The 13670-nt window shown below is 69.0% G+C and carries 10 protein-coding genes; 1 reads left to right on the top strand and 9 read right to left on the bottom strand.

What is annotated here, in order from left to right; genetic code table 11:
• Position 1: 1 nt before the first annotated feature.
• From ABD357_RS06065 to ABD357_RS06050, 4 genes are all read right to left on the bottom strand, one after another.
• On the bottom strand, positions 2–658 hold the full coding sequence (locus ABD357_RS06065) for a hypothetical protein (RefSeq protein ID WP_033321721.1): 657 nt from the start codon (positions 656–658) through the stop codon (positions 2–4).
• The gene (locus tag ABD357_RS06060; RefSeq protein WP_344387991.1) at positions 648–1070 is read right to left on the bottom strand and encodes a hypothetical protein; all 423 of its coding nucleotides are present in this window, start codon (positions 1068–1070) and stop codon (positions 648–650) included. Before ABD357_RS06060 ends, ABD357_RS06065 begins: the two co-directional genes overlap by 11 nt.
• Before the next feature lie 214 nt (positions 1071–1284).
• Positions 1285–2802, bottom strand: coding sequence for a patatin-like phospholipase family protein (locus ABD357_RS06055; RefSeq protein WP_344387990.1), 1518 nt, complete (start codon positions 2800–2802; stop codon positions 1285–1287).
• Positions 2795–5242 (bottom strand): GMC oxidoreductase, encoded by a 2448-nt coding sequence (locus tag ABD357_RS06050; protein WP_344387989.1) that lies wholly within the window; start codon positions 5240–5242, stop codon positions 2795–2797. Before ABD357_RS06050 ends, ABD357_RS06055 begins: the two co-directional genes overlap by 8 nt.
• Before the next feature lie 523 nt (positions 5243–5765).
• Here ABD357_RS06050 and ABD357_RS06045 point away from each other — a divergent pair.
• A complete protein-coding gene (locus tag ABD357_RS06045) occupies positions 5766–6953 on the top strand; it encodes a lipase family protein (protein ID WP_344387988.1) in 1188 nt (395 codons plus the stop codon).
• A gap of 108 nt (positions 6954–7061) precedes the next feature.
• On the opposite strand, the gene ABD357_RS06040 is transcribed toward ABD357_RS06045, so the two are convergent.
• The 5 genes from ABD357_RS06040 to ABD357_RS06020 all read right to left on the bottom strand — a co-directional run bounded on the left by ABD357_RS06040 (position 7062) and on the right by ABD357_RS06020 (position 13569).
• Positions 7062–7889 (bottom strand): carbohydrate ABC transporter permease, encoded by an 828-nt coding sequence (locus ABD357_RS06040; RefSeq protein WP_344387987.1) that lies wholly within the window; start codon positions 7887–7889, stop codon positions 7062–7064.
• Positions 7886–8815, bottom strand: a complete 930-nt coding sequence (locus ABD357_RS06035; RefSeq protein ID WP_344387986.1) for a carbohydrate ABC transporter permease — start codon at positions 8813–8815, stop codon at positions 7886–7888. Before ABD357_RS06035 ends, ABD357_RS06040 begins: the two co-directional genes overlap by 4 nt.
• Positions 8812–10071, bottom strand: a complete 1260-nt coding sequence (locus ABD357_RS06030; RefSeq protein ID WP_344387985.1) for an ABC transporter substrate-binding protein — start codon at positions 10069–10071, stop codon at positions 8812–8814. The genes ABD357_RS06035 and ABD357_RS06030 overlap by 4 nt, the downstream gene beginning before the upstream one ends.
• 79 nt (positions 10072–10150) lie before the next feature.
• Positions 10151–11164, bottom strand: a complete 1014-nt coding sequence (locus ABD357_RS06025) for a LacI family DNA-binding transcriptional regulator (RefSeq protein WP_344387984.1) — start codon at positions 11162–11164, stop codon at positions 10151–10153.
• A gap of 2 nt (positions 11165–11166) precedes the next feature.
• A complete protein-coding gene (locus ABD357_RS06020) occupies positions 11167–13569 on the bottom strand; it encodes an ATP-binding SpoIIE family protein phosphatase (RefSeq protein ID WP_344387983.1) in 2403 nt (800 codons plus the stop codon).
• Positions 13570–13670 lie beyond the last annotated feature (101 nt).

The raw sequence follows: 13670 nt of genomic DNA, 5'->3' as shown, positions 1-13670 counted from the left end.
GTCAGTTCCCCCCGGACTCACCCTGCTGCTGCGCCTGCTGGGCGCGTTCCTCCGGCGACGGGCCGAAGGTGTCGTCCAGTGCCTGGTTCCACTGGTCGTCGGAGATGCCGAGCGCGTCGTTGAGCATCTCCGACCGCTGGCCGCCCTGGCCCTCGGTGAGGACGGTGCGGCCGGTGTCCTTCCACGTCTGCTCCATCTCCTGACCGGCCTGCTCCCACGACTCGGCGCTCCAGTCCGGGTTCAGGGCGTCCGGCGTGGCCACCTCGCCCCAGTCCTGCTGGGTGATCTCCTCCTCGGTGGCGTGCGGGTTGCCGCCCATCACGGAGTTGACGCCCACCTTCAGTGAGCCCTCGACGTACTGGTCGTGCTCCCACTGGGTGCCCGCCGCCAGGCCGAGGCGGTTCGCGAGCGCACTGGCATCACTCACCAGGGCTCGCACACCCCACTCCCAGCGCTCGCAGAAATCCTCGAAGTCGACCGAGAGTCCGTGGTGCCCGGCCTCCATCCCGGTCATCGACAGCTCCGAGAAGCCCTTGCCCATCACCGAACCGGTGGCGCCGCCGAGTTCACCGAGCTGGTCGATGGTCGCGCCCACGCCCTGCGTGAACTTCGCGACAGACGCCTTGTCGAACTGCAGGTCAGCCCCGTCACCGCCCAAGGTCGCGCCCCTCCTGTGCCGCGCCGGAGTCGACGGCGACGCCGTCCGGGACGATGCCGACGACCGGCGGGAAGAACATCGACCCGTCCTCCGTGGCGATGTCGACGGCAAGGCCGGCGGGCTCGTCCACAGACGGCACGACCTCGTCGACGATGCGGGCGCCCAGCAGCGCCGCGTAGTCCATGGGCTGATCACCGGATGAATGATGCAGCGCGAACCGGGCCAACGCGGCCTCGTCGGTGAACCCGCAGATCCACCGCACCCCGCCCGACCGCGCCGACCAGAGGCCTCCGCCGGCCGTCGGCACCAGAAGGACCGAGCGCCGCATCTCACCGACCAGCGCGCGAGGGTCACCGATCCCCCTCCTCCGCTCGGCAATTCGCTCGGCGAGCGCTGTCCTTGTCTGCTCCACGGGCCCTCCCCGTCGTGGTGACTGCTGGCACGGTAGATCAAGACGCGCGGCATGACGGGGTCGGTTCTCGTGAAGGTCTGCTCGGGGCCGACTGGCCTCAGGGCAGCGGAAAGTGGGGGGAGTGGGCGGGTTCTAAGTGGCCGCGGCTCAGCAGGAAGCCCAGGTCAGAGGGATCTGGCCTGGGCTTTCTCTCTGAAGCGCTCGTGACGGAGCGTCAGATCGGGCCGGGGTGGAGGACCGGGCGGGCGTACACGTCCCACAGTTTGCCGAGGAACAGCATGCCGAACCTGGCCAGCCCCGCGGCGCGGGCGGCAGGGGATGAGCCCTCCACCCGGAAGGTGGTGAGTTCCCTCAGGAAATCCGGCACGGTCAGCCGGAGCACTCCCTCGGCCGCCACCTCGCCGATGGCCTCCTCGCCCTCCGGTACATGTCCGCGCAGTACCCGGGTGCGAAGGGTGGTGGTCTCGCCCCACATCCGTAGCGGGTTGCCGCTGTCGACGGTCTTCACTCCGATGAGGGTGAGCGGCTTGTCCTGGTCGTCGGTGAAGTGCAGCCGGTAGCGCATCTCCTTGCGTGTGGGATCGCCGTCGTCGACGAACAACTGGAAGGTCCCCCCGGTCAGTTCCCGTACGCCGCCGAAGGCCGGGCAGCGTACCTGTCCGGTGACCGACGCGGTGTGCCGCGGGTCGCCGGCGAAGCGTTCGAGGTTGTCGGTGGCGATCGTGAGGTTCACCGAGAGGCGTACGGACTGCCCGTCCGCCCCGAGGGTGACCCCGCCGCGCATGTCCTCGCTGAACCGCAGCGACACCGGCGTCTCGAGGAGCGGCTGGGGGAGAGGATCGGCCAGCGGGATCTTCCGCTCCGCGCACCACGAACGAGCGGTCTCAACCCCGCGGTTGACCGCCTCGCGCTGCCGGTCACCGCTGAAGTTGATCAGGTAGTGGAGCGGTACTTCCGCGCGCAGGACGTGCAGTTCGATGTGCCGGCCGAACTCGCCCGGCAGGCCTGCCGCGACGGCCGCGTTGTTCCGCTCGACGCGGTCCACCACACGGCGGAAGGTACCGTTCGCCGCCGCCTCGATGATCTGGAAGTACTCGGCCACGAAGCCGGGACGCCACTCGCCCCGTTCGCTCACCGTCCAGATCACCCAGATCTCGTCGGCGCCGCGGTCGATCGCCTCCTCCAGGTTCGCGTCGGTCACGTACACAGGGTCGACGTAGGTGTCCCCATCGATCCGCACCGGCGGGAACCACATCGGCAGCGACACGCACGCGGCCAGGAAGTCCTCGGACATACGGGCGGGGGGCAGTACCTCAAGCTCCTGACGGGTCACGTTGTAGACGTTGAAGGTCGCGTCGAGGGACGATGACCGGATCTTCCGCCAGTCCAGTCCCCACTCCGGGAAGACGTTTCTGCGGTACGCGTCGAGAGTGAACAGCGACTCGGCATACGCCAACCGCGCCAGTTGGCGGAGGTTGACCGACACTCCGGCCTTCGGCTCGGTCCGGCGCCAGGCGTCGGCGATCTCGCTCCCGGACATGCCCTGGCACATCATCGCGAGGTTGAACGTGCCGCCGCTCGCGCCGTCCACATGGTCGAAGACCAGTCCCGCCTCGTCGAGCCACACCTGCAGCACGCCCGCCTGGAACGCCACTTTGATCCCGCCGCCGGCGAGGATCAGGGACCGCTTGGTGGTATGTGGGGGTGTGGCACCAGACGCCGTATCAGTCATCGGACGCTCCTTCGGGGCGGAAGAGACGAGAAAGACGAGAAAGACGAGAAAGGCTGGAAAGGCTGGAAAGAGGGCCGGTCGACGGAATGCTTGGAATGCTCGGAATGCGGGGTCGTACGAAGACGTCCCACACCGACCCGGCGAAGAAGCCCCCGAACCGGGCCAGGGCCTCGGCCAGGCGCACCGGATTCCGGGTCCCCGTGATCCGTACGGTCGTCAGCTGCCGCAGGAAGTCCACAGCGCCGAGCCGCAGCACGCCGGACGACAGTGCCTCGCCGTCGGGTGTGTGCCCGCGGCGGACCGTCGTGTGCAGCGTCGTGGTCGCATCCCAGATGTCACCCCAGAGATCGATCCGCCCGTGGTCCCGCACGTCCTTGACGCCGTCCAGCAGGTACGGCTGCCCGTCCGCCCCGAAGAACGGCAGCGTGTACAGCATCCGCCGGGCCGCCGGAGCGTCTGAGGCGGTCAACAGGTTCACCACCCCGCCCGACACCTTCGCTCCTTGCGTCCCGGTGACTCCTCGGACGTACACCGTGCCCGTCGCGGCCATCGGGTGGGCCGGGTCGTCGAGGGTGTCGGCCAGTACCGGGGCGGCCACCGTCACCCGGAACCGGGCGGGCGCCGCCTCCTCGCGCGGTGCACCGCCTCGCACGGTGCCGTGCATGGTCTCGGTGAACGTCAGCCCGGTTCCCGGGGAGCTCGGTGCCGGGGTGCCGCCCACCGGGATCCGTACCTCGTCCAGCGGATCGGGCACCGGCACGGCGAACTCCCGCTCGGGCGCGCGCCACCCGGCCCGGCCGGTGATCCGGCGGATGGCCGCCTCGATGTTCCGCTCGGCCACCGCCGCGATGGTGAAGGACGGATTGACGCCCGTCGCCTCAGGCAGGCAGCCGCCGTCCAGCACGAACAGGTTCGGGTAACCGAACACCTCGCCCCCGGTGTCGGTGACTCCGTCCGCCGGGTCGTCGGCCATCACACAGCCGCCCAGGTTGTGGACGGTGACCGGAATGCGAAGCGACCGCCACATCGGATTGGTTCCGGACCGGCCGCCCAGCGCAGCGGCAACGTCGGAACAGAACCGTTCCTCGGTCTCGTAGAGCCCGAGATTGTCGCCGAGGTTCCACGAGACCCGCAGATCGCGGCTGCCCGGGAGCAACGAGAGCCGGCCGTCGGCCGTGTCCCGGCCCATCGCCAGGAACACCGCGGTGTGTTCATCCGTACGGCCCATGCCACCCATACCGCCCATACCGTCCGTACGCTCCGGCCGGGCGCCGATCCGTTCCCGCGCGGCGCTGCGGATCGCCTCCAACGCCTCGTCCTGTGCGCGCAGCAGACCGGCGAAGCGCGGATCGCCCTCGTCGAGGAGCTGGATCAGCCCGGCGATCTCGCGAGGGAAGGCGCCCTCCTGGAAGATGAACCAGCGGCGGCCGCTGCCGGTGCCACGGTCGTGCACGATGCCCGAGGTGATCACCGGCCCCCGGGACGGCTCCAGGGCCTTGGCGGTGCCGAAGGCGAACCCGAGGTAGTCGCCGTTGCCGGAGTAGCGGTGGCCGAGCCGCTCGGACAGCTCCGGCAGTGTCCGGTACTCGTCGCGGCAGCGCAGCAGCAGCTCCGTACTGTTCACCGCGCCCGCCGCCAGAACCACGACCGGCGCGCTGACCGTCTGATCGGCCCCGGTCGCGTGATCGGTGTAAGTGAGCCGGTAGCCGGTGGCGCCGGACAGCGGATCGGCCCCGGGCAGCGGATCGGCCCCCGGCAGCGGCTCGATCCGGGTCACCTCGCAGCGCGTACCCACCTCGGCGCCGTGCTGCTCCGCGACAGCCAGGTAGTTGAGATCCAGGGTGTTCTTCGCCTGGAAGTTGCAGCCGATGTCGCACTCACCGCAATGACGGCAGCCCGACTGGGGTACGCCGAACTTGTTGGGCCGCATCACCTCCGGCTCCCCGAAGTTCAGCGCGAGCGGGAGCAGCGCGAACTGTCCCTCGCGGCCCATCGCCCGCGCCGCCTCGCGCATAGCCGTCGTCTTCGGCGGCATCCCGAGCGGTTGCCGCTCGCTGACCGGCGTGATGTCCAGCATCCAGGCCACGAGGTCGTAGTACGGATCGAGCTCGGCGCGGCCATAACCGCTGGGCCAGCCCTGCTCGAACCCGTCCTCGGGCACTCGGAGATGGACATTGGCGTACAGGTGCGAGCCGCCGCCGTAGGCCGCGCCCTGGACCACGGTCATCTCAGTGAAGGGCCGTACGTCGAAAAGCCCCTGGTCCTTTCCCCACAGCCAGCCGTTCAGCGGGTTGTCCCAGTCTCGTGGGAAGCCGCCCAGCGGATAGCGCCGTCCGCGCTCCAGAACACCGACCCGCAGGCCCGCCTGAGCCAGTCTGCAGGCGGAGACCGCGCCGCCGAAACCGGTGCCGACCACGAGTGCGTCATAACGCTGGCGCATTCGTCCCAGCCTCCCTTCACCATGGGCTCCGCCATGTCCTCGATTTGCGGGACGAGTTCCGCCACGTCTTGGAGCAGGTGCTGCTCGGCGCTTTTTCGGCGCACGGCAACGAGCTTCACCGCGGGGACGGCAGGGTGCAACACGAGGACGTTTGACGTGCCTTATGGACTGCGTCTTATGGAGTGCGCTCATGAACTGCGTCTTATGGACGGCGCCCTTCGGACGGCCGATGAGGCCAAAAGAGTGATCGTCCGCGAATCCTGATTCGGGGCCGTGCACGCACGGAAAGCATAGGTCGACGTATGGCCGGTACTGATTCTGCTCCTCGCCGGAGGTCCCCGCGAGAAGCGCCGACACATCGGTCTTTTCCTGAATTCCCCCGGCCGTCGACCCCCTGACCCTCCCGAATTTCCCCGCCCCGGAGGTGGGCACCCTGATGCAGAATCCTCAGACAGCGACCGACGCACAGTCAGCGACCGACGTGCAGTCCCCCAATGGGCATGACGCGCGGACGATGCGATCCGTGCTGGAAACAGGCGGGCTGTGGACCGTCGACACGGAGGCTCCGTCGTACCGGCAGCTCCGGCCGTTCAATCAGCCGGACGGGGCGCGGTACGCCCAGCTCCCGGAAGCCGACGAAGCGGGTGCCGCGTACTGGGAGACCGACGGCTTCCCGGTCCACAAAGGCCTGTCGACGCATCTGGCGGGCATCAAGGAGCATCCCGATCCGGTAGCCGCCCATGTCATGGCCGTCTGTTCCGGCTACGCCTATTCGGGGGCGGAAACCGTCTCGATGATCATGGCGAGGATGGGGCTCGAGAAGAACCACTGCCGTCTGGTCTCGGCGACCGTCGACGCCATGTTCATCTGCTCCAGGGCGTTTCTGATCCAGAGCAGCGACGGGAAGGTGGTCATCCTCTGCTACAGAGGCACGGAACCGACGAATCTGGCCAATGGGCTGACCGACGTCGACGTCGAACCGGAGAGGATCAACTACCAGTTCGAAGATCCCTGTGCCAGCGTGCACGCCGGCTTCTACCGCAATGTCCGGGCAACGCGCCACGAGGTCATGGAGGCGTTGCGGCGTGCCGTGGCGGGGCGATCGGTGCGTAGGCCGGTGGAGGGTGAATCCGACGAGATGCCGGGGAAGCTCGAGGCGCTGTACATCACCGGGCACAGTCTCGGAGGGGCCATGGCCTCGATGACGGCCGTGATGCTGCGGCACGAGAAGAAATACGCGGCTGTCGCCGAGCTCCTCAAGGGGGTGTACACGTTCGGTCAGCCGATGATCGGCGATCCGAGTTTCGCCAGAGCCTGCGAGAATGACCGCGAATTCAGCCGCAAGATCATCCGGTACGTTCACGGCGACGATGTCATTCCGCATTTCCCTCCGGTGACGGCAGGGCCGTACGAGCACTTCGGGCGCGAGTACCGGTACCGGATTTCGCACCTTCAGCAGAGCGTGGCCGGCTGGTTGAGATACCTGGGATCCTCGTACCGGCCGCAGACGGGGGCGTGGCGCGAAACGGACACGTACACGTCACAGATGTCGAGCTTCCTCGGGTTCGCACTGGGCGCGACGACGCTGGCCGCACGGAAATCCCAGATCTTGCGGGCTCTTCCTGTCGTGTACTCGCTGGAGGACCACCTTCCCGCTCATTACATCGGGGCCCTGACCCCTGGGCGGGTATCGGATGAATTCGGCGATTGACCTCGATCGTTCATGAGTCCCTGTCAGTGCGCTGACAGGGACTCTGCGTTGTCGTTCCACAGTCGCATGACGGTCACCCACCCTCTCCCGGCGACTCTCCCCAAAGCCTCAGCTCTTGATGCTCCCCGCCGTGAGCCCGCCCACGATGAAGCGCTGGAAGATCGCGAAGACGCACACCACCGGAACGCATACGACAGCGGCCGTGGCCATCAGCGCTCCCCACGCGGTCCCGTGCTGGCCGACGAAGGAGTTGAGGAGGACGGTGACGGGCTGGACGCCGGGCTCCTTGGCGAGGGTGAGGCCGAAGACGAACTCGCCCCAGCCGATCAGGAAGGAGAGCCCGGCCACCGCCACCAGGCCGGGCACCATGAGCGGCAGGACGATACGGAGCAGTACGCCCACGAGGCCACAGCCGTCGACCAGCGCGGCCTCCTCCAGTTCCCTCGGCACGCCCCGCAGCACGGGACGCAGCACGATCACCGCGAAAGGGAGGGTGAGGGTGGTGTCGGCGGCGATCAGACCGAGGTACGTGTCGTCGATGCCGGCCCGGCGTTCGAGGATGAACAACGGGGCCGCCAGCACGATGCTGGGCGGCAGTTGGGCGACGAGCAGCGCGAGCACCATGGTGCCGGAGCCGCGCATCCGGACCCGGGCGAGCGCGTAGCTGAGGGGGACGCCGAAGAGCAGGGTGAGCGCGACCACTCCGCAGGAGATCACCAGGCTGTTGAACAGGGCCTGGACGAGGGCGTCGTCGTCCAGTGCCGCCGAGTAGTTCTCGGTGGTGAGCGGTGCGGGGATCCACCGCGGGGACTCGCCGAGAATCCGGTCCGGCTCCGTGAGGCTGGTGTTGAGCATCCAGTAGACCGGCAGCAGAAAGGCAGCGGTGATCAGCGTGGCGGTCGCGGTGAGCAGCCAGGGGCGGCGCGCCGGTTTCATACGGCCCCTTCCTCCCGCTCTTCCCGGCGCAGTCGCCGTACGTAGCCGATGCCCGCGAGCAGCGGTACGACGAGCAGCAGCACTCCGGCGGCGGCACCCTCGCCGAACCGGAAGAACCTGAAGAAGACCTCGTACACATAGAGCGAAAGGACGCTGGTGGCGTCGACCGGGCCGCCGCCCGTCATCACGAAGATGATGTCGAAGACCTTGAAGGTGTAGACGAGGCCGAGCAGCAGCACCGTCACCGAGACGGGCCGCATCAGCGGCAGGGTGATCCAGCGCAGCCGCTGCCAGGCGCTCGCCCCGTCGATGGCGGCGGCCTCGTGCAGCTCCGGGTCGATGGTGTGCAGTCCGACCAGGAGCAGCAGCATGTTGAAGGGCACGCCGACCCATACGTTCGCGAAGACGACCCCGGCCAGGGCGGTGCCAGGGTCGATGAGCCAGTCACGCGCCAGGGTGTCCGGACCGACGGCCCGCAGCAGGGCGTTGTACGCGCCTGACTCGCCGTCGAGCATCCAGCGGAAGAGGGTGCCGCTGACCACCGGCGGCAGCAGCCAGGCCACCAGCAGCAGTGACCGGAGCAGGCCGTTCAGCGGGAAGGGCCGGGCGAAGAACAGGGCCAGGGCGAAGCCGATCGTGAACTGGAACAGCAGCGAGCCCACGGTGAACACCACCGAGAGCCGGGCCGCGTGCCAGAAGTCCGGGTCGGCGACGGTGGCCCGGTAGTTCGCGAGGCCGTTGAACCGCGTGGCGCCGCCGAGCAGTCCGCTCAGGCCCACGTCGTGCACGGAGGTCCAGGCGTTGTAGAGCAGGGGGTACGCAAGGAAGAGGGCGAGGAAGGCCAGTCCGGGGAGGGTGAAGAGGTACCCGGTCCGTCTCAGGCGGGCCGAGGGTGAGCGTGAAGCGCTGGTAAGGCGTGGTCTCACCGCCGCTCCAGCGCCTCGTCGATCTTCCGGGCGGCGGTCCTCGCCGCGGCCGAGGGTGCGGCGGAGTCGGTGAGTACGGCCTGCTCGGCGTTGGCGACAGCCCGGGAGATGTCCGGGTAGCCCGGCCCGTATGTGCGCGGGCGGGCGAGGGACAGCTGGCCGAGGAAGAGCCGCAGGGCCGGGTCGGAGGCCCAAGTGCCCTCATCGGCAAGGTCCTTGCGCGAGGGGAGATTGCCGAACGACTCCAGGTACGGCACCAGGACCGACGGGCGCTGGGTGTACTCCAGTACCTCCCATGCCTTGTCCTGCTTCTCGCTGCTGGCCATCACCACCCAGTTCTCGCCGCCCAGGCAGGTGGCGGCGGCCTTGTCGCGGGGGAGGGCGACGACGCTCCACTCAAGATCCGTCTCCTTCTTCAGGGTGGGGATCTGCCAGGGCCCGTTGATCTGCATCGCGGCGCGCCCGTCGATGAACCGGGTGTTGACGTCCTGCTGGGTCCAGCCCACGCACTGCTCGGACAGTGAGCCCTTGGCGACCAGGTCGTCGAGGAAGGTCAGCGCGGTCGCCCCGTCGGTGGCGAAGGTGTCCAGGTCGCCGCCGGTCTGCCACAGGAACGGCAGGAACTGGAAGACGCCCTCCTCGGTCCTGATCGCGCTCATCGCCAGGCCGAACCGGTTCCCGCTCGTCAACCGCTGTGCCGCGGAGGCCAGTTCGTCCCAGGTGGTGGGGGGCTTCACGTTCGCGGAACGGAGGATCTCGGTGTTGTAGTAGAGGGCGAGGCAGTTGCTGTTGTTGGGGATGCCGAGGGTCTTGCCGTCGACCTGGCAGCCGGCCCAGGGGCCCTTGTAGTACTGGTCGGCCTGGCCCCACTCCTCGACCCGGTCGGTGAGGTCGGCCAGCAGGTCGCTGCCGCCGAGGGAGTTCATCGCGACGTTGTCGACGATGGCGAGGTCCGGGAGGTCGCCGGAGACCGCGCCGAGGGTGATCTGCCGCTCCAGGTCCGCGAAGGGGAAGGTGCGGCGGTCGATGCGTACGTCCGGGACGTTGGCCTCGATGTCCTCGATGAGGGCTCTCATGCCGGGCTGGAAGTTCTCCAGGGTGAAGTAGTCCCACCAGGTGAGGGTGGTGGTGCCCCTGCTGCGCTGCTCGGAGTTCGCGGGCTTCGCGCAGGACGCGAGGGCGCCGATCGTGCCGAGGGCGGCGGCTCCCGCACCCGCGGCACGCAGAAAGGCACGGCGGTCAATGGTGGACGGCATTCGAGGCTCCCATCAGCACGGGGATCAGAACTCCCCTTCATGGACTCGGCTCAGAGATTCATGAACGCATGTATTCGGCTCAGAAATCGGAACCCGGGAAATCCGGTATGTCGGGAAAATCGGGGAGTGCCGGCTCCGGCTCCGTACCGGGCACGGCCCTGCACCTGCCGGTACTCGCGCGCAGGGAGATCAGCGGCTTCAGCAGGACATGCCGGGGAGGCGCGCCGGGCGAGGTGAGCCGTTCCACCATCAGCTCGACACCGACCCGGCTCATCTCCGCGGCGGGGATCTCGGCCGCGGTGAGCTCCGGTGTCACCTGCTCCGCCCAGCGCCCGGCCGCCACGCCGACGACCGAGAAGTCCCGGGGTACGGCACGGCCGTGACGCGTCAGCCCGCGGTACAGACCGCCGAGGGCCGCCTCGTTCATGGTGACGATGGAGGTGGTCGCCGGGTCGTCCCGCAGGATCCGCTCCAGCACCGCCTCGCCCCCGGCGATGTCGTCGTCGCAGAGATACGCGTGCGGGGTGAGCTCCAGCCGCCCCATGGCCTCGGTGTAGCCCTCCAGTGCGAGGTGCGCGAAGCCGTACCCGCTCTCGAAGAGCTGCGCCGAGCGATTGACGAAGGCGATCCGGCTGTGCCCCAGATCAACGAGGTGCTGTACGCAACTGCCCGCAAGACCGGCGAAGTCCACATCGACCCATCCGGTCTCCTCCGCCCGCCGGTTCCTCCCGATGGTGACGAACGGAAACCCCGCCTTGGCGAGATGCTCGACCCGGTCGTCGTCCCGCCGGATCTCCATCACGATCAGCCCGTCCACCGGCCGCTCGGCAAGAATCCGCTGAAACGAGGGCTCGTTCTCGGATTCACTCGGCGAGAGCAACAGGTCGTAGCCGTACTCCGTGGCAGTCTCGGCGACCCCGCCGATGAAGTCGAGCTGCATGGCGGTGTAGTGCCGGCCGCGACCGGCGGGCGGATAGAGCAGCCCGAGGGTGTGGGTACGGCCACCGCCGGGGACCGACGCGACATCCTCACGCCCCGGGCCGCCACCCCCCGTCCCCGCCCCCGTCCCCGGCTCGCCCGTCCGTCCGCTCATCTTCAGCTGACCGGGAGTGGTTGTTCGGCCCAGATGGTTTTGCCCGTGGCGGTCTGGCGGGTGCCCCAGCCCTGGGTGAGCTGGGCGACCATGTGCAGTCCGCGTCCGCCCTCGTCGAAGATGCGGGCGCGGCGCAGGTGGGGAGCCGTGTTGCTGGCGTCGGACACCTCGCAGATGAGGGCGCGGTCGCGGATGAGGCGCAGGCCGATGGGGACCGCTCCGTACCGGATGGCGTTGGTGACCAGCTCGCTCACCACCAGCTCGGTGATGAACGCCGCCTCCTCCAGACCCCAGGTCGCCAGCTGGCGGGAGGTCTGGGCGCGGGCGGCGGCGACGATCGCCGGGTCGGACGGCAGGGCCCACGCGGCGACCTGGTCGGCGTGCAGCGCGCGGGTGCGGGCCAGAAGCAGGGCTACGTCGTCGTCACGGCTGTCCGGCAGCAGCGCCTTGAGGATGGCGTCGCAGGTGACGTCGAGCGAGGGCACGGGGGAGGCGAGGGCCTTGCAGAGCCGGTCGAGTCCGGCACCGACGTCATGGTCGCGGGCCTCGATCAGTCCGTCCGTGTAGAAGGCGAGCAGGGAGCCCTCGGGCAGTTCGATCTCGGTGGACTCGAAGGGCAGTCCGCCGACCCCCAGCAGCGGCCCGGGCGAGAGCTCGACCAGGGTGACCGTGCCGTCGGGCCGCAGCACGGCGGGCGGCGGATGACCGGCGCTGGCCAGGGTGCACACCCGCGAGACCGGGTCGTAGACGGCGTACAGACATGTGGCGCCGATCTCGCCGAAGTCACCGAGGTCCGGCAGGTCCGCGGTGAGGGAGTCGTCGTCCGTGGAGAGATGGGTGACCAGGTCGTCGAGGTGAGTGAGGAGCTCGTCCGGCGGCAGATCGACGTCGGCGAGCGTACGGACCGCCGTACGCAGCCGTCCCATGGTCGCCGAGGCATGCAGCCCATGGCCGACCACGTCCCCGACGACCAGGGCGACCCGCGTCCCGGACAGCGGCACCACGTCGAACCAGTCGCCGCCCACCCCGACCCCCGAACCGGCCGGCAGATAGCGGAACGCGACCTCGACGGCCGCCTGCTCGGGGAACTCGCGCGGCAGGAGGCTGCGTTGCAGCGTGAGCGCGTTGGTGCGCTCACGGGTGTAACGGCGCGCGTTGTCCACGCCGACGGCCGCCCGCCCCGCCAGTTCCTCGGCGAGCACCAGATCGTCCTCGGCGAAGGCATCAGAGGACCGGCCCCGGGCGAAGACGGCAACCCCGAGGGTGATCCCGCGGGCCCGCAGCGGAACCGCCATGATCGAGTGGAAACCGTGCCCGCGTACGCTCGCGCTCCTGGCCTCGCTCTGCCCGATCCACCGCACGAAGTCGGGATCGTCCGCCCCGCTGAGCACCGCCAGCCCGGTGGCCAGACAGCGCGCCGGCGGCGAGTACGGGGGATAGGTGTCGGCCTCACCGAGGTCGACCACCGCCTCGGGCGTGTCCTGGGAGCTGGACGCGTGCGCGATCCGCCGCAGCACCACCTCCGCGTCGACCGGTCCCGCGACCGGTTCGTCCCCGCGGGTCACGGAGTCGAGCAGGTCCACACTGATGAAGTCGGCGAGCCGGGGCACGACCAGATCGGCGAGTTCCTGGGCGGTACGGGTCACATCCAAGGTGGTGCCGATACATGCGCCCGCCTCGTTCAGCAGGGCCAGCCGCTGCCGCGCCCAGTGCTGCTCGCTGCTGTCGAACGTGGCGGTGCCGACCCCGCACACCCGGCCGGTGGCGGGATCCAGGACGGGCCACATCTCGGTGACGCGGGCATGCTCGCGGAAGGAGGAGGGGGCGGACGGGGCCTCGATGTGGCGCTCGTAACGCATCGGCGTCGCCTGCTCGGCCACCTGGTCGATGTGTCGCAGGAATGCCTCGTCTGCTTCGTCGTCCTCGTCTGTGCCGCCTCCCTCGTTCGTGTAATGGCCGGTGTGCTGCGCTGACGCGGTGACGTGCCACCCGTGCGGCCCCGAACCCTTCGTGAAAGCGGACAGGGCGATCGAGGACTGCGCGAACGCCCACTCCACCACCTCGCCGTCATCCGCCTTGTGGTCGTACGTCGGCTGGGACGCGTTCGTGGTGGCGGTCACGAGGTACGCCTCCGTCTCGCCGTTCCGGTCCAGCGAGGGGAAGGAGTGCAGGAGCAGATCGATGCGGTGACCGTCCTGATGGCGGAGCGCTGCCGTACCGCTCCATTCCTGTCTACTGGCCAGGGCGTAACCGGTGGCGTCGGAGAGTCCCACTGTGGCGAGCAGATCGGCCGCCCTGCGTCCCACGATCTCCGGCGCGCTGTAGCCCAGCAGCCGACGAGCTCCTTCGCTCCAGCCCGTGACGATGCCCCGCGGGCTGATGGTGGCTGTGGCGGCGGTGTCCATCGTTCGCTCAATTCGCGCCAGTCATGTCAGTGATAGTCCTGTTCAGTCCTCAGCGTGCGCGCTCCGGACTGAACGGACAAGTCGGACTCGCATGTAGAGCG

The organism is Streptomyces vastus, from assembly GCF_039532825.1.
Lineage (GTDB): Bacteria > Actinomycetota > Actinomycetes > Streptomycetales > Streptomycetaceae > Streptomyces > Streptomyces vastus.
The sequence above is the reverse complement of the archived record's forward strand: the minus strand, read 5'-3'. Positions and strand labels throughout refer to the sequence as shown.